Origin of the sequence: Pseudomonas sp. CK-NBRI-02 (genome assembly GCF_008124495.1) — a bacterium.
GTDB lineage: Bacteria > Pseudomonadota > Gammaproteobacteria > Pseudomonadales > Pseudomonadaceae > Aquipseudomonas > Aquipseudomonas guariconensis.
In genome coordinates, this window is record NZ_VSJH01000017.1 from 1 (window position 1) to 17,805 (window position 17,805).

14 protein-coding genes and 1 pseudogene are annotated in these 17,805 nt (G+C 62.4%); 5 read left to right on the forward strand and 10 right to left on the reverse strand.

Annotated features, from left to right (window positions below; genetic code table 11):
- From DQ397_RS13370 to hutC, 3 genes and pseudogenes are all read right to left on the reverse strand, one after another.
- A pseudogene (locus tag DQ397_RS13370) lies at window positions 1–354 on the reverse strand (urocanate hydratase); the annotation flags it as partial.
- 203 nt (window positions 355–557) lie between these two features.
- Complete coding sequence (locus DQ397_RS13375; RefSeq protein WP_043212582.1) at window positions 558–1,130, reverse strand: HutD family protein; 573 nt, start codon at window positions 1,128–1,130, stop codon at window positions 558–560.
- On the reverse strand, window positions 1,127–1,837 hold the full coding sequence (gene hutC / locus DQ397_RS13380; protein ID WP_177343683.1) for a histidine utilization repressor: 711 nt from the start codon (window positions 1,835–1,837) through the stop codon (window positions 1,127–1,129). The genes DQ397_RS13375 and hutC overlap by 4 nt, the downstream gene beginning before the upstream one ends.
- Before the next feature lie 146 nt (window positions 1,838–1,983).
- Here hutC and DQ397_RS13385 point away from each other — a divergent pair, with 146 nt between their 5' ends.
- Window positions 1,984–3,348 (forward strand): formimidoylglutamate deiminase, encoded by a 1,365-nt coding sequence (locus DQ397_RS13385; protein WP_043212578.1) that lies wholly within the window; start codon window positions 1,984–1,986, stop codon window positions 3,346–3,348.
- A 74-nt stretch (window positions 3,349–3,422) separates the two neighbouring features.
- Here DQ397_RS13385 and DQ397_RS13390 read toward each other — a convergent pair whose 3' ends face one another.
- From DQ397_RS13390 to DQ397_RS13410, 5 genes are all read right to left on the reverse strand, one after another.
- Window positions 3,423–3,995 carry a lipocalin family protein gene (locus DQ397_RS13390; RefSeq protein WP_043212575.1) on the reverse strand — a complete coding sequence of 191 codons (573 nt, stop codon included), beginning with the start codon at window positions 3,993–3,995 and terminating at the stop codon, window positions 3,423–3,425.
- A complete protein-coding gene (gene bamE / locus DQ397_RS13395; RefSeq protein WP_043212571.1) occupies window positions 3,992–4,246 on the reverse strand; it encodes an outer membrane protein assembly factor BamE in 255 nt (84 codons plus the stop codon). Before bamE ends, DQ397_RS13390 begins: the two co-directional genes overlap by 4 nt.
- 218 nt (window positions 4,247–4,464) lie before the next feature.
- A complete protein-coding gene (locus DQ397_RS13400) occupies window positions 4,465–5,061 on the reverse strand; it encodes a DUF924 family protein (protein WP_043212570.1) in 597 nt (198 codons plus the stop codon).
- A gap of 3 nt (window positions 5,062–5,064) precedes the next feature.
- On the reverse strand, window positions 5,065–6,075 hold the full coding sequence (locus DQ397_RS13405) for a class 1 fructose-bisphosphatase (RefSeq protein ID WP_013974568.1): 1,011 nt from the start codon (window positions 6,073–6,075) through the stop codon (window positions 5,065–5,067).
- 242 nt (window positions 6,076–6,317) lie between these two features.
- Entirely contained in the window at window positions 6,318–8,768 is a 2,451-nt protein-coding gene (locus DQ397_RS13410) for a glycogen/starch/alpha-glucan phosphorylase (RefSeq protein ID WP_043212566.1), read from the reverse strand.
- A 180-nt stretch (window positions 8,769–8,948) separates the two neighbouring features.
- On the opposite strand from DQ397_RS13410, the gene DQ397_RS13415 reads away from it, so the two are divergent.
- Window positions 8,949–9,353: a YkgJ family cysteine cluster protein gene (locus DQ397_RS13415; RefSeq protein WP_043212564.1), complete on the forward strand. Its 405-nt coding sequence runs from the start codon at window positions 8,949–8,951 to the stop codon at window positions 9,351–9,353.
- 165 nt (window positions 9,354–9,518) lie between these two features.
- Here DQ397_RS13415 and typA read toward each other — a convergent pair whose 3' ends face one another.
- Together typA and thiI are read right to left on the reverse strand one after the other, a co-directional pair.
- A complete protein-coding gene (typA, locus tag DQ397_RS13420) occupies window positions 9,519–11,339 on the reverse strand; it encodes a translational GTPase TypA (protein WP_043212561.1) in 1,821 nt (606 codons plus the stop codon).
- A gap of 127 nt (window positions 11,340–11,466) precedes the next feature.
- Window positions 11,467–12,921 carry a tRNA uracil 4-sulfurtransferase ThiI gene (thiI, locus tag DQ397_RS13425; protein ID WP_043212559.1) on the reverse strand — a complete coding sequence of 485 codons (1,455 nt, stop codon included), beginning with the start codon at window positions 12,919–12,921 and terminating at the stop codon, window positions 11,467–11,469.
- Between the two features lie 489 nt (window positions 12,922–13,410).
- On the opposite strand from thiI, the gene glnA reads away from it, so the two are divergent.
- From glnA to ntrC, 3 genes are all read left to right on the forward strand, one after another.
- Window positions 13,411–14,817: a type I glutamate--ammonia ligase gene (gene glnA / locus DQ397_RS13430; RefSeq protein WP_043212556.1), complete on the forward strand. Its 1,407-nt coding sequence runs from the start codon at window positions 13,411–13,413 to the stop codon at window positions 14,815–14,817.
- Between the two features lie 354 nt (window positions 14,818–15,171).
- Window positions 15,172–16,257, forward strand: a complete 1,086-nt coding sequence (glnL, locus tag DQ397_RS13435; protein ID WP_043212554.1) for a nitrogen regulation protein NR(II) — start codon at window positions 15,172–15,174, stop codon at window positions 16,255–16,257.
- Window positions 16,254–17,690 (forward strand): nitrogen regulation protein NR(I), encoded by a 1,437-nt coding sequence (gene ntrC / locus DQ397_RS13440; RefSeq protein WP_043212552.1) that lies wholly within the window; start codon window positions 16,254–16,256, stop codon window positions 17,688–17,690. The genes glnL and ntrC overlap by 4 nt, the downstream gene beginning before the upstream one ends.
- Window positions 17,691–17,805: the final 115 nt, after the last annotated feature.

Genomic DNA, 17,805 nt, shown 5'->3' on the forward strand with positions numbered 1-17,805 from the left:
GAAGTGTTCCCAGTTGGCCCAGTGTGGCACCAGGTTGGAGTTGGCGATCAGCACGCGCGGGGCATTGGCGTGGGTCTTGAAGACACCGACCGGCTTGCCGGACTGGACCAGCAGGGTCTCGTCGTCTTCCAGGCGGGTCAGGGTCTCGACGATCTTGTCGTAGCACTCCCAGTTACGTGCGGCACGGCCGATACCGCCGTAGACCACCAGCTCCTTCGGATTCTCGGCGACCTGAGGGTCGAGGTTGTTCATCAACATGCGCAGCGGCGCTTCGGTCAGCCAGCTCTTGGCGGTCAGCTTGTTGCCACGCGGGGCGCGGATTTCTACGTCACGGTATTTGTTGTTGTCGGTCACGGGAATGTCCTCTGCGGTCAGGTCGACGGCGGTGTGTCGATGTGAATATACAAACACACCTTTACTTGTATGTACAAGCATGGACAACCAAATTTTTCGTACCGTTCCTCGGGAAGCCGAAAAACAAAAAGGGCCGCTGCGCGACCCAACCGCAGGAAAACCCGCGATCAGGCCGCGCAGCAGCCCCTTTCACAATGCCGGGTTTACCGCGGCATCAATTCGATCAGGCAGAACCGCCCTTGCACATCCAACCCGAGCAATCCGTCATTGCCTTCCAGGTGCAGACAGTCATACAAACCGAGCTGCTGCTTGGCCTGTCCCGATGCCGACACCTCTACCTGCCCGCTGGCGGCGAACAGCAATACCGTCGAGGCCGAGCTGAATATCCGGCTGGTGCCGTCGAACCACTGCAACCGCGCGCGGTAGCGTTGCGGCGCGTAGATCAGGTTGAAATCGCGGATCGCGCCACCGAGCAGCTTGCAACTGACCTGGCTTTCGCCATTGAAAGCAAAGGCGTCGAACGGCAGCAGCGGCCGGCTGGCCTGGCCATCGACCAGCAAACGCATGCCATCGCCTTGCAGCACGGTGATGATCCGCTGATAGCCAGCGAAGGTGGAAAATCCACCAGACTCCTCGATGTCGGCGATCGACAGGCGCCAGCCGAAGCCATCCAGGCCTTCGCCGGCGTCGCGGGTGATCTCTTCGGTGAAACCGCCACCGTTCTTCCAAGGCATGCGCGGGTAATCTTTGGCACGCAGCAACTGCAAATGAGTCATTTACTGAATCGTCCTTCGAGGCGATGACGGGAACCGGGGTGGATCAGCCGCGCCGCAGTCACCGGCTGGCGACCGGACCAAGTGCGGCGGCGAATCAGCAAGCAAGGCTCACCTTGCTCGATTTGCAGCAATCGGCATTCCTCGGGTTCGGCGAGGATCGCCTCCACCACGTGCTCGCCCTCGGTCAGTGGCGCGACCTGCGAAAGGTACGCATAGGGCGTTTGCTGGGTGAAGTCCTGCTTGAGGTAGTCCGGCGCGATCTGGGCATTGACGTAGCGATCTTCGATCTGCACCGGCACGCCGTTCTCGTAGTGCACGATCAGCGAATGGAACACCCGCTGGCCTTCGCGCATGTCCAAGGCCAGGGCGCGCTCGGAACCGGCGGTCTCCTCGGCGAGACGGATGACCTGGCAGCTATGCTGATGGCCACGGCCGGCGATCTCGTCAGCGATGTTGTTGACCTCGAACAGCGCCGAACGGGTCTTGGGCTCGGCGACGAACGTGCCCACGCCCTGCATGCGCACCAGCAGCCCTTCTGCGGTGAGCTCTCGCAGGGCACGGTTGATGGTCATGCGACTGAAGCCCAGTTGGCTGACCAGCTCGCTCTCGGACGGTACCCGGTGATGCGGCGGCCAGCTGCCGTTTTCGATCTGCTGGACGATCATCTGCTTGACCCGGGCGTAGAGCGGCGCCGGCCCTTCGCCCATCTGGGCAACCAGCGCGGAGACAGGAGGTGTCGGCACGGCGTTGAATCCTTGTGCAATTTGATTGAGCGGTAGCTTGCCGCAGTTTACCCGGCAGGCAAACGCCTGTATATGTATATACAAGTTAAACAATAACAGGATTTTCCCCGATGCCTGCCTTTTTCGCCGAACGCGCCCTGCTGCCTACTGGATGGGCCAGCAATGTCCGCCTGGAAGTTGCCGAGGATGGCCGCTTGACCCATGTCGAGGCCGACGCCTCGGCCGAAGGCGCCGAGCGCCTGGGTGGTCCGGTGCTGCCGGGCATGCCGAACCTGCACTCCCACGCCTTCCAACGTGCGATGGCAGGCCTGGCGGAAGTGGCTGGCAACCCTAACGACAGTTTCTGGACATGGCGCGACCTGATGTACCGTCTGGTCGGGCGCATTACCCCCGAGCAAGTGCAGGTCATCGCCCGCCAGCTGTACATCGAGATGCTCAAGGCCGGTTACACCTCGGTCGCCGAGTTCCACTACGTCCACCACGACCACAACGGCCACGCCTACGCCGACCCGGGCGAGCTGTCGCTGCGTATCAGCGCCGCCGCCGCCGACACGGGTATCGGCCTGACCCTGCTGCCCGTGCTCTACAGCCACGCAGGCTTCGGCGGTCAGGCGCCGAGCGAGGGCCAGCGCCGCTTCATCAACTCCAGCGAGCAGTACCTGCGTCTGCAGGAGCGCCTCGCCCCGCACCTGGCGGCCCAGCCAGCCCAGCGCCTGGGTTTGTGCTTCCACTCCCTGCGCGCAGTCACGCCGCAGCAGATCGCCGAAGTGCTGGCTGCCGGCGACCAGGCGTGCCCCGTGCACATCCATATCGCCGAGCAACAGAAGGAAGTCGACGATTGCCTGGCCTGGAGTGGTCGCCGTCCCTTGCAGTGGCTCTATGAGAATGTCGAGGTAGACGCGCGCTGGTGCCTGGTCCATGCCACTCACGCCGAGGCCGACGAGGTCAGCGCAATGGCCCGCAGCCATGCCGTGGCCGGCCTGTGCCTGACCACCGAAGCCAACCTGGGCGACGGCATCTTCCCCGCCGTCGACTTCATGGCCCAAGGTGGGCGCATGGGCATCGGCTCGGACAGCCATGTGTCACTCAGCGTCGTGGAGGAATTGCGCTGGCTGGAATACGGCCAGCGCCTGCGTGACCAGCGCCGCAACCGGCTGTATCGCGGCGACCAGCCAATGGTCGGTCGTACCTTGTACGACGCAGCCTTGGTCGGCGGCGCCCAAGCGATGGGCCAGGCTGTCGGCGAGCTGGCTGTCGGCAAACGCGCCGATTGGCTGGTGCTGGATGGACAGGACCCCTACCTCGCCACAGCCAGCGGTGATGGGATCCTCAATCGCTGGCTGTTCGCCGGGGGCGATCGCCAGGTGCGCGACGTGATGGTCAATGGGCAATGGGTTGTGCGCCAGGGCCGCCACGCGCAGGAGCAAACGAGCGCTCGAGCGTTCATGGAGGTACTGCGTCAGTTGCTGGACTGATCCGTCACCTGCCCAAACGCAATCGCGGCGGCCCGTTATGCCGGACCGCCGCGATTGCGTTCAACCTGCCTGAATTAGTGCGAAGCGACGATCTGCTTGTCCGAGGCACGCCAGATCAGGCGGGTAGTGTCATAGCCTTGCTGACGCGCCTTGGCCAGCAGGCTTTCGCGCTCCACCGCCGGCAGGGTCTGGGTTCGCGAGAGCAGCCATAGGTACTTGCGGTCCGGGCTGCCGACAATCGCCGTGCGGTAGCGCTCGTCCACATACAACACCCAGTACTCGCCCTTGGCCACGCCCGGCACCAGCTTCGTGAACCAATTGTTGAACTCTACCCACAGCCGGTCATTGTGCCCCGGCTCCTGCGGCCAGGCCGAACCTTCGGCGCGCAGCCATTCGCCATCGAACATGCGGCAGCGATTGAGCACACCCATCGTGCCATCGGGCCGCAGGTTGTAGTGGGCTTCGGACTGGGCGCAGTCACGCTGGAACAGCATCGGCAAGCGTGCCAGCTCGAACCACTTGCCTTCATAGCGCTTGAGGTCGATGTTTCCGGCAGTCTTGGGTACCAGAGGATCGGTCGCCGAAGTGGCGCAGCCACCCAGGACGACTACCGCGCAGAACGCCAACAGCAGGTGCAAACGCTTCATTTGAGACCCTGCCCGGAATAGATAAGGACTTTGTCCGCCGCATACTGCACGCTGATGAAGCTCTTTTCGTCCCCCCAGGTACAGCTGCTCATGCCCAGCGCGCCCGAACACTCAGCCGGGGTGCCGAGCAGTTGCTCCACTTCAGCCTTGCTCATGCCCGTCTTGAGCTTGGAATAGTTTTCCTGGTTGATCTTGCTGCAAGCGGTCAGGACGACGCACAAGGACAACAGGGCGAGGGAACGCAACGACATGAAGGGACACTCCTGGAGATGAAGGCACAGGCATGGTGGCCTGCAGACAGCTTAGAAGACAAAAAGCCGCCTCGGTTCCCTAGTCCCTTGGTTTTCACCCTACGCCATTGGTCGGCTGGCGCGCGCCGTGAGACGCTGATCACAGCGGAAACGATTGCGGGGCAGTTCACGTCCACGACAAGCGTGGGAGCGAACTGCCCCGCAATCGATTCAAATGCTCAGAAACGCGAACCCGGCTCCAGCAGAAAGTCAATTTCTTCGCTGGTGCTCGGTCGGCCCAGCACCAGGTTGCGGTGTGGGAAGCGGCCGAAGCGAGCGATCACCCGTTGATGCTGCTCGGCATAATCGAGGAAACCCTCGAACAACCGGGCATTGGCCTCGGGCTGCTCGTCGAGCAGCATCTGGTAGCGCTCGACACACAGGTTTTGCCAGTCCAGCACCTCGGCATGCTCCAGCACCAGCAGCACGAACACACGCTGGATCGGCAGCAGCTGGTAGTCCCAGCCCTTCTGCAGGCCCTGCATGGCGATCACCTGGGCACGACGGTCGCCATCGAAGGCGCGCGGCGTGTCACGGTAGATCATGCGCGGCAGCTGATCGAGCAGCAGGAGCAGGCCTAGCCAACCCTGGGGGCTTTGCTGCCACTCGTCCAAGCCGCCGGCCAGGGCATGCTCGACCAGCTCGCCGAAATACTCACGGGCTTCATCGTCATGGTGCTTGCCGAACCACAGCGAGCTCTTCTCGTCAGCCACGGCCTGGGGGCTACTACCCCATCCGAACCACCATTCCAGTAACGGCTGCCAAGGTGCGAGCATGACTTACTCCTTGTGGTAGGCGGTGACGCGCTCGACCTCTTCCTTCGAGCCGAGGATCACCGACACACGCTGGTGCAGGCTCTCTGGCTGGATGTCGAGGATGCGATCGTAACCGTTGGTGGACGCGCCGCCAGCCTGCTCGATGATGAACGACATCGGGTTGGCCTCGTACATCAGGCGCAGCTTGCCCGGCTTGCTCGGCTCGCGGGCATCGCGTGGGTACATGAACAGGCCGCCACGGGTCAGGATCCGGTGCACATCGGCCACCATCGAAGCGATCCAGCGCATGTTGTAGTTCTTTTTCAGCGGACCGGTCTCACCGGCCAGCAGCTCGCCCACGTAGCGCTGGACCGGAGCTTCCCAGTGACGCTGGTTGGACATGTTGATGGCGAACTCGGCGGTGGTTTCCGGTACGCGGATGTTTTCGTGGGTCAGGACGAAGCTGCCCAGTTCACGATCCAGGGTGAAGCCCTTGACGCCATTGCCCAGGGTCAGGATCAGCATGGTTTGCGGGCCGTAGATGGCGTAACCGGCGGCGACCTGCTGGGTGCCGGGCTGCAGGAAGGCTTTTTCGTTGAGGGTTTCGTTCTGGCTCAGGTATTCGTTGGGGCAACGCAGTACCGAGAAGATGGTGCCGACCGAAACGTTGACATCGATGTTCGACGAGCCGTCGAGCGGGTCGAAGACCAGCAGGTAGGCGCCTTTGGGATATTTGCCCGGAATCTGGTAGGCGTTGTCCATTTCCTCGGAGGCCATGCCGGCCAGGTGGCCACCCCATTCGTTGGCTTCGAGCAGGATGTCGTTGGAGATGACGTCCAGCTTCTTCTGCACTTCGCCCTGCACGTTTTCGGTGCCCATGCTGCCCAGGACACCGCCCAGGGCGCCCTTGGAAACGTGGTGGCTGATTTCCTTGCACGCACGCGCCACCACTTCGATCAGGAAGCGCAGATCGGCAGGGGTATTGTTGCTGCGGGTCTGCTCAATCAGATAGCGACTCAGGGTAACGCGGGACATGTATGGCTCCGAAATGGAAAGGGGGAGAAAAACCCCCGCAGTTTACAGGGAGAGTTGCGGGCTAGCGAGCGATGAGACTCGCCACGGCTCTCAGACGGCACAATAGGTGGGTAGTTCAGCCCTTGCCAGGCCGGTGGTCGGCGTTAGGGTCCATTCGCGGGCGGGCCGGTTCCCAAAGGACCGCATTCCCCCCAGGCCTGCGATGCACCCGTGGAGGCGGTCTACCCGCGAATGGCGACACCTCAGTCCAATGCCTTCCAGATCTCGCTGGCATATTCGCGAATGGTCCGGTCCGAGGAGAACCAGCCCATGCGCGCCGTGTTGAGCACCGCCATGCGCCACCAGTCCTGCGGCGCATGCCACAACGCCTCGACCCGCCGCTGGGCGTCCCAGTACGCATCGAAATCGGCGCACACCAGGAAACGGTCGTAGGCCACCAGCGCGTCCACAAGCCCGGTGTATCGCGCCGGATCATCCGGCGAGAACACCCCGCTGCGGATCGCTTGCAGCACATCGGCCAGGCGGCTGGACGCCGAGACCGCAGCGCCGGCACCAAAGTCACCGGAGCGCCGCCGTTCCTCCACCTGCTGGGCGGTCAGGCCGAAGATGAACATGTTCTCGCCTCCCACTTGCTCGCACATCTCCACGTTGGCGCCGTCGAGGGTGCCGATGGTCAGCGCGCCGTTGAGGGCGAACTTCATGTTGCTGGTGCCGGAAGCCTCATAGCCGGCCGTGGAGATCTGCTCGGAAAGATCGGCTGCCGGAATGATGCTCTCGGCCAGGCTCACGTTGTAGTTGGGCAGGAATACCACCTTGAGCAGGCCGCGCACGGTCGGGTCGTTGTTGACCACCCGGGCGATGTCGTTGGCCAGCTTGATGATCAGCTTGGCTTGGTGATAGCTGGCCGCAGCCTTGCCCGCAAAGATCTTCACCCGCGGCACCCAGTCGGTCCCGGGCTCGGCGCGCATGGCCTGGTACAGGGCCACGGTGTGCAGCAGGTTGAGCAATTGGCGCTTGTACTCGTGGATGCGCTTGACCTGCACGTCGAACAGCGCCTGCGGGTCGACCGTGACCCCGACCCGATCCTGGATGATGCTGGCCAGCGCCCGCTTGCTGTGCAGGCGCTGGGCGGCGAACTGTTTGCGGAAGGTCGCCTTCTCGGCAAACGGCACCAACGCCTTGAGCCTGCTTTCCGGGTCGTCCAGCACCTCCGGGCCCAGCGCGTCGACCAGCATCGCGGTGAGCTGCGGGTTGGCCTGGTACAGCCAGCGTCGGAAGGTGATGCCGTTGGTCTTGTTGTTGATCCGTTGCGGGTAGAGCTTGTGCAGCTCGGCGAACACCGTACTGCGCATCAGCCGGCTGTGCAGGGCCGACACGCCGTTGACGCTGTGTGAGCCGAGGAAGGCCAGGTTGCCCATGCGCACCCGACGGCCGTTGTCCTCTTCGATCAGCGACACCGCCCGCAGCACGTCGAAGTCATGCAGGCCTTTGGCCCGCAGCGCATCGATGTGGTAGGCGTTGATCAGATAGATGATCTGCATGTGCCGTGGCAGCATGCGCTCCATCAACGCCACCGGCCAGGTTTCCAGGGCTTCGGGCAGCAAGGTGTGGTTGGTGTAGGCCAGGGTGTTGACGGTCAGCTCCCAGGCGGTATCCCAGGGGATCTCGTGCTGATCCACCAACAGGCGCATCAACTCGGCCACAGCTATGGATGGGTGCGTGTCGTTGAGCTGAATGGCCGCCGCGTCCGGCAGGTTGAGCAGGTTGTCATGCATGTTCAAGTGGCGGCGCAACAGGTCCTGCAGGGAGGCCGACACGAAGAAGTACTCCTGGCGCAGGCGAAGTTCCTGGCCCGCCTCGGTGCTGTCGGCCGGGTACAGCACCCGCGAGATACTCTCGGCCCGTGCCACCTCGGCCACAGCGCCCAAATGGTCCCCGGCATTGAAGCGCTCCAAGTGCAGCTCTTCGAGTGCCCGGGCGCGCCACAAGCGCAGCGTGTTGACGCTCGCCCCGCGCCAGCCGACCACCGGCGTGTCGTAGGCCACCGCCCGCACCGTCTCGCCCGGCCACCAGACCTGACGCGGTTGGCCGTGGGTGTCCTGCACCGTCTCGACGCTGCCGCCGAAGCTGATCGGGTAGATCACCTCGGCCCGCTCGAACTCCCAAGGGTTGCCGAAATCCAGCCAGTTCTCGGTCTGCTCCTGCTGCCAGCCATCGACCATGGCCTGGCGGAACAGACCATGCTCGTAGCGGATACCGTAGCCATGGGCGGCAATCCCCAAGGTCGACATGCTCTCCATGAAGCAGGCCGCCAGCCGCCCCAGGCCGCCATTGCCCAGCGCAGCATCCGGCTCGAGCAGGCGGATGCGTTCGAGGTCTACGTCCAGGCCTTCGAGGGCCTCGCGGGCGATGTCCAGCAGTCCGAGGTTGCTCAGGCTGTCGTAGAGCAGCCGGCCGATGAGAAATTCCAGCGAGAGGTAATAGACCCGCTTCTGGCTGCGTCGATACGCCTGGCGGGTGTGGTCCATCCAATGATCGACCATGTGGTCGCGGGCAGCCAGGGCAATGGCTTCGAACCAATCGTGATCGAAGGCATGCTCCGGATCCTTGCCGACCGCGTAGGTCAGCTTGGCCAGTACAGCGGCGCGGAACTCAGCCACTTCTGCATCACGCGCTTTGGGTTCCTGGGACATGCGGCATCCTCGGGCAAGTTTGACGAAAGCACAGGTTGTTCAGCCTAGACGCTTCGACACAGAGCGACAGCGTGGGTTCGCGGTTTTCACATCCACTCGGCGATTCGGGCGAAAGGTTGTTCACAATTTGAACAACTCCGGTATTATCGCGCGCCCCAACTGTGATACGCCCACACAACGATGAAACCGACCCTGATCGCCGCCGCCGAAGTCGACCGCCTGGAAACCTGGCAACGCTATGCCAGCCATATGTGCGGGGGCTGCCACTCGACCTGCTGCACCCTGCCGGTGGAGGTCAAGATCAAGGACCTGATCCGCATCGGCGTGGTGGACGAGTTCGAAAAGGACGAACCCCCGAAGAACATCGCCAAGCGCCTGCAAAAGGACGGCATCATCGAGCGCTTCAACCAGAAGTCGGGGATCTTCACCCTGACCCGGATGAGCAACGACGACTGCCTGTACCTGGATCGCAAGAGCCGGCTGTGCACCATCTACGACAAGCGCCCGGACACCTGCCGCAATCACCCGAAAATCGGGCCACGCCCCGGGTATTGCGCCTACAAGCCCAAGGCGACCACCCGCTGATCGCTTGCCTGTAACGACCTGTTCGCGGCTCACCCCCCCACAGCGGTCACTGGGATCCCTGTGGGCGCGGTTTCCGACAGCCAGGGCGATACCAGAACATAAGACAAACAAAAACGCCCCCGGCCTTTCGACCGGGGGCGTTTTCGTTCAGCTCAGGCTAGTACATCAAGCCTTGGCTTTCTTGGCAGCGCGGGTACGCTCGCCTTCGTCGAGGATCTTCTTGCGCAGACGGATCGACTTCGGCGTGACTTCGCACAGCTCGTCGTCCTGGATGAATTCCAGGGCCTGTTCGAGGGTGTGGCGAACCGGCGGAACCAGAGCGATGACTTCGTCCTTGCCCGAAGCACGCATGTTGTCGAGCTTCTTGCCTTTGGTCGGGTTCACGCCCAGGTCGTTGTCACGGCTGTTCAGGCCGATGATCTGACCGTTGTAGATGTCCTGGCCGTGCTCGATGAACAGCTTGCCGCGAGCCTGCAGGGTTTCCAGCGAGTAAGTCAGGGCCTTGCCGGTCTCGATCGAAACCAGAACACCGTTCAGACGGCCCGACATGGTGCCTGGCTTCATGGTGTCGTAACGATCGAAGATCGAGGTCAGGATGCCTGCACCGTTGGTCAGGGTCAGGAACTGGTTACGGAAACCGATCAGGCCACGGGCCGGAACGTTGTACTCCAGACGCACACGGCCTTTGCCATCTGGCGCCATGTTGGTCAGGTCGCCCTTACGCAGACCCATTTCTTCCATGACCTTGCCCTGGGATTCTTCAGGGATGTCGATGGTGACGTTCTCGAACGGCTCCTGCTTGACGCCGTTGACTTCGCGGATGATCACTTCAGGACGGCCTACGGCCATTTCGAAGCCTTCGCGACGCATGGTTTCGATCAGAACCGACAGGTGCAGCTCACCACGACCGGAAACCTTGAACTTGTCGGCCGAGTCGCCTTCTTCAACGCGCAGGGCAACGTTGTACAGCAGCTCTTTGTCCAGACGCTCTTTGATGTTACGGCTGGTGACGAACTTGCCTTCCTTGCCGCAGAACGGCGAGTCGTTGACCTGGAAGGTCATCGAAACGGTCGGCTCGTCGACGGTCAGCGGCTTCATCGCTTCGACGTGGTTCATGTCGCACAGGGTGTCGGAGATGAACAGCTCGTCGAAACCGCTGATGCAGACGATGTCGCCGGCGGTGGCTTCTTCGACGTCAACGCGGTGCAGACCGTGGTGACCCATCAGCTTGAGGATACGACCGTTGCGCTTCTTGCCTTCGGTGTCGATGGCGACGACCGGGGTGTTCGGCTTGATGCGGCCACGGGCGATACGACCAACGCCGATAACGCCCAGGAAGCTGTTGTAGTCCAGTGCGGAGATCTGCATCTGGAACGGGCCGTCGACGTCGACGGTCGGTGCCGGCACGTGGTCGACGATGGCCTGGTACAGCGGGGTCATGTCTTCGGCCATGTTGGTGTGGTCCAGGCCGGCAATGCCGTTCAGGGCCGAGGCGTAGACCACCTGGAAGTCCAGCTGGTCGTCGGTGGCGCCAAGGTTGTCGAACAGATCGAAGATCTGGTCCAGAACCCAGTCAGGACGCGCGCCCGGACGGTCAACCTTGTTGATCACGACGATCGGCTTCAGGCCGGCTTCGAACGCTTTCTTGGTCACGAAGCGGGTTTGCGGCATCGGGCCGTCCTGGGCGTCGACCAGCAGCAGCACGGAGTCGACCATCGACATCACGCGCTCGACCTCGCCACCGAAGTCGGCGTGGCCGGGGGTGTCGACGATGTTGATGCGGTAGTCGTTCCAGCGGATGGCGGTGTTCTTCGCCAGGATGGTAATGCCGCGCTCTTTTTCCTGGTCGTTGGAGTCCATCACGCGCTCGTCGTTGAGCTCGTTACGCTCCAAGGTGCCCGACTGGCGCAGGAGTTTGTCGACCAGGGTGGTTTTGCCATGGTCAACGTGGGCGATGATGGCGATGTTACGCAGATTTTCGATCACAACTGTATCTCGATCAGAGGATTCGGTTGCCGCCAGTGTAGGCGGCGAATATGTACGGTTTGAGGCTCAGCGGGCCCGATGGTCGGGAGGGCGATGGCGGATGCTGCCGCCATACAGCCCTGGCGTCTTATGCCGGACGATAAACACGCACATTGGCATGTCCCTCACTGAGCAGGTGGTGTGCGTGCAGACGGCTCATCACACCCTTGTCGCAATACAGCAGGTACTGGCGGTTGGCATCCAGATGCTTGAACTTGCTGTTGATCGCGTAGAACGGCATGGCCTGGACTTCGACGCCGTCGATCACCAGGGGTTCGTCTTCCTGGGCATCGGGATGACGAATGTCGAGAACGATCTGGCCTGGCAAGGCCTCGGCCACTTCCTCGATCTCGATGTCCTTGCCCAGCTCGTCGATGACGTGGTCGATCGAGATGAACTTGGCGCGCTCCAGGGCTCGCTCGAGCACCGCCATGTCGAATTGCTTCTCTTCGTGCTCCATGCGGTGGCGCTTGGCATGGGTGGTCGGGTTCACCGAAATCACGCCGCAGTATTCAGGCATGTGCTTGGCGAACTCGGCGGTGCCGATCTGATAAGCGGTGTCGATGATGTCCTGCTTGTGGCTGGCGAGCAGCGGGCGCAGCACCAGCTTGTCGGTAGCCGAGTCGATGATCGACAGGTTCGGCAGGGTCTGGCTGGAAACCTGGGAGATCGCCTCGCCGGTGACCAGCGCCTCGATTTCCAGGCGGTCGGCCATGCGTGCGGCGGCGCGCAGCATCATGCGCTTAAGGGTCACGCCCATGTAGCTGTTGTCGACCTTGTTCAGGATCTCGCCGACCACTTCTTCGAACGGCACGCTGATGAACAGTACGCGCTGGCTGCTGCCAAACTTCTTCCACAGGTAGTGGGCGACTTCCATCACGCCGAGCTCGTGGGCGCGGCCGCCAAGGTTGAAGAAGCAGAAGTGGGTCATCAGGCCACGGCGCATCATCTGGTAGGCCGCGACGGTGGAGTCGAAGCCACCGGACATCAGCACCAGGGTCTGCTCCAAGGCGCCCAGCGGATAGCCGCCGATGCCCTGATGCTGGTTATGGATCACGTACAGGCGCTGATCGCGGATCTCGATGCGCACCAGGACTTCCGGGGTCTTGAGGTCGATGCCGGTGGCGCCGCACTGCTGGCGCAGTTGGCTGCCGACATAACGGTCGACATCCATGGAGGTGAAGTCGTGGTGACCACCGCGCTTGCAGCGTACGGCGAAGCGCTTGCCGGCCAGCAGGTGGCCGAAGTGGTGCTTGCACTTGGCGACGATGTCGTCGAAGTCGCCCAGCGGATACTCCTCCACCTGCAGGAAGTGGGTGATGCCCGGCGTGCAGGTCAGGCGTTCGATCATCTCGCGCTGGATCTTTTCGTCCTCGACGCGGGTGACCACCTCGAGATTGTCCCAGACGCCATCGACCGCGAGCTCAGGATCCAGATCCTTGAGCACGACGCGGATGTTCTTGCCGAGCTGGCGGATGAAACGCTTGCGCACCGGCCGGCTTTTGATGGTGATCTCTGGGAAGACTTTGACGATAAGTTTCATTGGTTTAACAGCGCGCACCGGGCCTGCCGAAAATGAGGGGCGCGAATTATAGCGGAAATTGCTCAAGCTTTGAGCAACTTTTGATCAGAAGCTTCCAGATATTGCCGAAGGCGCATTTTGCGCTGCCTGTGCTGCCCCTTTTGGGGTAATGCCCCTGCCGCCAGGGTCAGCATGAATTGCAGCCGGTGTGCGCCCCTTGCAGGAGCGCTTTTAGTCGCGAACGGACCTCAAGGGAAACACGCCACCCAAAGAATGCACACATTTGGTGCGCGCACTTAAAAGCACGCCTCGCAAGAGTGCATTTCTCGCCGCACCGGGGGCCCCAATTGCCTGTAACCGCCCCCTTTTGTCCCGCCTTCGCCATTTTCGGGCACTGGCATGCAATTTGCTCCCTTGTGAGGCAGGCAAGCTTGGCCGACTATCCGCGCCCGGCGACACCCTTTTTCCAGGGCAGCGGCCCACCGCGCCCTAGACCATCCGGAGGACACTATGTCGAAGTCGGTTCAACTCATCAAAGATCATGACGTCAAGTGGATTGATCTGCGTTTCACGGACACCAAAGGCACTCAGCATCACGTGACCATGCCGGCGCGCGATGCGCTGGAAGACGACTTCTTCGAAGTCGGCAAGATGTTCGACGGTTCCTCCATCGCTGGCTGGAAAGGCATCGAAGCCTCCGACATGATCCTGATGCCGGTCGATGAAACCGCCGTACTGGACCCGTTCACCGAAGAGCCGACCCTGATCCTGACCTGCGACATCGTCGATCCTTCGAGCATGCAGGGCTACGACCGCGACCCACGTGCGATCGCCAAGCGCGCCGAAGAGTACCTCAAGAGCACCGGCATCGGTGACACCGTCTTCGCCGGTCCGGAGCCTGAGTTCTTCATCTTCGACGAAGTGAAGTTCAAATCGGACATCTCCGGCTCGATGTTCAAGATCTTCTCCGAGCAAGGCTCGTGGATGACCGACGCCGACGTGGAAGGCGGCAACAAAGGCCACCGTCCAGGCGTCAAAGGCGGCTACTTCCCGGTCCCACCGTTCGACCACGACCACGAAATCCGTACTGCCATGTGCAACGCACTGGAAGAAATGGGTCAGACCGTCGAAGTTCACCACCACGAAGTGGCGACTGCCGGCCAGAACGAAATCGGCGTCAAGTTCAACACCCTGGTTAAGAAGGCTGACGAAGTACAGGCCCTGAAGTACGTCGTGCACAACGTTGCCGATGCCTACGGCCGCACCGCCACCTTCATGCCGAAACCACTGTACGGCGACAACGGCTCGGGCATGCACGTGCACATGTCGATCTGGAAAGACGGCAAGAACACCTTCGCCGGCGAAGGTTATGCCGGCCTGTCCGACACCGCCCTGTACTTCATCGGCGGCATCATCAAGCACGGTAAGGCCCTGAACGGCTTCACCAACCCATCGACCAACTCCTACAAGCGTCTGGTCCCAGGTTTCGAAGCCCCGGTCATGCTGGCCTACTCGGCTCGCAACCGTTCCGCCTCGATCCGTATTCCTTACGTCGGCAGCCCTAAAGCCCGCCGTATCGAAGCGCGCTTCCCGGACCCATCGGCCAACCCGTACCTGGCCTTCGCAGCCCTGCTGATGGCCGGCCTGGACGGTATCCAGAACAAGATCCACCCAGGCGATGCTGCCGACAAGAACCTGTACGACCTGCCGCCTGAAGAGGCCAAGGACATCCCGCAGGTTTGCGGCAGCCTGAAAGAAGCCCTGGAAGAGCTGGACAAAGGTCGTGCGTTCCTGACCAAGGGCGGCGTGTTCTCCGACGACTTCATCGATGCCTTCATCGAGCTGAAGAGCGAGGAAGAGATCAAGGTCCGTACCTTCGTTCACCCGCTGGAATACGAGCTGTACTACAGCTGCTGATCTGATCGGCGCCTCGCGCCGATGACATGATCAAAAACGGCCTCCCTCGGGAGGCCGTTTTCGTTTCTGCCCACGCAGAAACCTTCCCCACCACGCTATGCTCTATCTTGGTGCACGCCAGTGCGCCTAACCGCAGACTGTTCCCCAATCTGGTTCAAATGAAACGCTTCACCCAGAGTTTCTGGTCCGGATTTGCGCAAATTCAGGCCTTTATCGGTAAATGCCGCATCTTTTCAGAGCTTTGGTTTGTTTCTTGCATTTTGTAAAGGACGGAATCGCACCCGCGGATCCATCCCGCGCCCGGCCCTTCCAAAACAGTGCCTGGCAAGCGCCAAAAGAGGTCGACGACGCCTTATGACCATCAGCGATGCACAGCACCGACTGCTCCTCGACAACTTGACCACCGCCACGCTCCTGCTCAATGCCGAGTTGCGCCTGGAGTACATGAACCCTGCCGCCGAAATGCTGCTAGCGGTCAGTGGTCAGCGCAGTCACGGGCAATTCATCAGCGAGCTGTTCACCGAGTCGGCCGAAGCGCTCAACTCTCTGCGCCTGGCCGTGGAGCAGGCGCACCCGTTCACCAAGCGCGAAGCGCAACTGACCTCGCTGACCGGCCAGAGCATCACCGTCGACTACGCCGTGACGCCGATCCTGCACCAGGGCCAGACCCTGCTGCTGCTGGAGGTCCATCCCCGGGACCGCCTGCTGCGCATCACCAAAGAAGAAGCCCAGCTGAGCAAGCAGGAAACCACCAAGCTGCTCGTACGCGGCCTGGCTCACGAGATCAAGAACCCCCTCGGCGGCATCCGCGGGGCGGCGCAACTGCTGGCCCGGGAGCTGCCGCATGACGACCTTCGCGACTACACCAATGTGATCATCGAGGAGGCCGACCGCCTGCGAAACCTCGTCGACCGCATGCTCGGCTCCAACAAACTGCCATCTTTGGCCATGACCAACATCCACGAAGTGCTGGAGCGGGTCTGCAGCCTGGTGGAAGCCGAAAGCCAGGGCGGCATCACGCTGGTGCGCGACTACGACCCGAGCCTGCCGGATGTGCTGGTCGACCGCGAACAGATGATCCAGGCAGTGCTCAACATCGTGCGCAACGCCATGCAGGCGATCGCCAGCCAGAACGACCTGCGCCTGGGCCGCATCACCCTGCGCAGCCGCGCGGTGCGCCAGTTCACCATTGGCCATGTGCGCCATCGGTTGGTCGCGCGGGTCGAGATCACCGACAACGGCCCGGGCATCCCCGCGCAACTGCAGGACACCCTCTTCTACCCCATGGTCAGCGGCCGCCCGGACGGCACCGGGCTTGGCCTGGCCATCACTCAGAACATCATCAGCCAGCACCAGGGCTTGATCGAATGTGACAGCCACCCCGGCCACACCACCTTCTCGATCTACCTGCCCCTGGAACAAGGAGCCACCGCCTCATGAGCCGAAGTGAAACCGTCTGGATCGTCGATGATGATCGCTCCATCCGCTGGGTACTGGAAAAAGCCCTGCAGCAAGAAGGCATGACCACCCAGAGCTTCGACAGCGCCGACGGCGTCATGGGCCGCCTGGCCCGCCAGCAACCGGACGTGATCATCTCCGACATCCGCATGCCCGGCACCAGCGGCCTGGACCTGCTTGCACAGATCCGCGAGCAACACCCGCGCCTGCCGGTCATTATCATGACCGCCCATTCGGACCTGGACAGCGCCGTCGCCTCCTATCAAGGTGGCGCCTTTGAATACCTGCCCAAGCCGTTCGACGTGGACGATGCAGTCTCGCTGGTCAAGCGCGCCAATCAGCATGCCCAGGAGCAACAGGCACTCGATGTGCCGACAAGCCTGGCCCGCACGCCGGAAATCATCGGCGAGGCGCCGGCGATGCAGGAGGTGTTCCGCGCGATCGGTCGCCTCAGCCATTCCAACATCACGGTACTGATCAACGGCGAGTCCGGTACCGGCAAGGAGTTGGTCGCCCACGCCCTGCACCGCCACAGTCCGCGGGCGGCATCACCCTTCATTGCCCTGAACATGGCGGCAATCCCGAAGGACTTGATGGAATCCGAACTGTTCGGCCACGAGAAAGGCGCCTTCACCGGGGCCGCCAACCTGCGCCGCGGCCGCTTCGAGCAGGCCGATGGCGGTACGTTGTTTCTCGACGAGATCGGCGACATGCCCGCCGACACCCAGACCCGCCTACTGCGGGTCCTGGCCGACGGCGAGTTCTATCGGGTGGGTGGTCATGTGCCGGTCAAGGTGGACGTGCGCATCATCGCCGCGACCCACCAGAACCTGGAGTCGCTGGTGCAGGCCGGCAAGTTTCGCGAAGACTTGTTCCACCGCCTGAACGTGATCCGTATCCATATTCCGCGCCTGGCCGATCGGCGCGAGGACATCCCTGCCCTGGCGCGGCACTTCCTTGGCCGCGCCGCCAAGGAACTGGCCGTCGAGCCCAAGCTGCTCAAGCCGGAAACCGAAGAGTTCATGCGCAATCTGCCCTGGCCGGGCAACGTCCGCCAATTGGAGAACACCTGCCGCTGGATCACCGTCATGGCCTCCAGCCGCGAAGTGCTGATCGGCGACCTGCCGCCGGAGTTGCTCAACCTGCCGCAGGACTCGGCACCGGTCACCAACTGGGAGCAGGCCCTGCGCCAGTGGGCCGACCAGGCCCTGGCCCGCGGCCAGTCGAACCTGCTCGACAGCGCCGTGCCCAGCTTCGAGCGCATCATGATCGAGACCGCCCTCAAGCACACCGCAGGCCGCCGCCGGGATGCCGCCGTACTGCTGGGCTGGGGACGCAATACCCTGACACGCAAGATCAAGGAGCTGGGAATGCGCGTCGACGGCGGGGATGAGGAAGATGGCGACGATCATTGATCCTCGCTGAATCCGCCATTTATTGTGGGGCCGCACCGCGGCCCCCAGCAGCCCCAAAGGCTCCATCTGCACCGATCCTGTGCCTTCTGCACCGCACCGAGGCACAAAATCTCGA

Bases quoted from the DNA above. Each gene is read 5' to 3' on its own strand.
- DQ397_RS13375 (WP_043212582.1), bottom strand. From the start codon at position 1,130: ATGACTCATTTGCAGTTGCTGCGTGCCAAAGATTACCCGCGCATGCCT.
- hutC (WP_177343683.1), bottom strand. From the start codon at position 1,837: ATGGGCGAAGGGCCGGCGCCGCTCTACGCCCGGGTCAAGCAGATGATC.
- DQ397_RS13385 (WP_043212578.1), top strand. From the start codon at position 1,984: ATGCCTGCCTTTTTCGCCGAACGCGCCCTGCTGCCTACTGGATGGGCC.
- DQ397_RS13390 (WP_043212575.1), bottom strand. From the start codon at position 3,995: ATGAAGCGTTTGCACCTGCTGTTGGCGTTCTGCGCGGTAGTCGTCCTG.
- bamE (WP_043212571.1), bottom strand. From the start codon at position 4,246: ATGTCGTTGCGTTCCCTCGCCCTGTTGTCCTTGTGCGTCGTCCTGACC.
- DQ397_RS13400 (WP_043212570.1), bottom strand. From the start codon at position 5,061: ATGCTCGCACCTTGGCAGCCGTTACTGGAATGGTGGTTCGGATGGGGT.
- DQ397_RS13405 (WP_013974568.1), bottom strand. From the start codon at position 6,075: ATGTCCCGCGTTACCCTGAGTCGCTATCTGATTGAGCAGACCCGCAGC.
- DQ397_RS13410 (WP_043212566.1), bottom strand. From the start codon at position 8,768: ATGTCCCAGGAACCCAAAGCGCGTGATGCAGAAGTGGCTGAGTTCCGC.
- DQ397_RS13415 (WP_043212564.1), top strand. From the start codon at position 8,949: ATGAAACCGACCCTGATCGCCGCCGCCGAAGTCGACCGCCTGGAAACC.
- thiI (WP_043212559.1), bottom strand. From the start codon at position 12,921: ATGAAACTTATCGTCAAAGTCTTCCCAGAGATCACCATCAAAAGCCGG.
- glnA (WP_043212556.1), top strand. From the start codon at position 13,411: ATGTCGAAGTCGGTTCAACTCATCAAAGATCATGACGTCAAGTGGATT.
- glnL (WP_043212554.1), top strand. From the start codon at position 15,172: ATGACCATCAGCGATGCACAGCACCGACTGCTCCTCGACAACTTGACC.
- ntrC (WP_043212552.1), top strand. From the start codon at position 16,254: ATGAGCCGAAGTGAAACCGTCTGGATCGTCGATGATGATCGCTCCATC.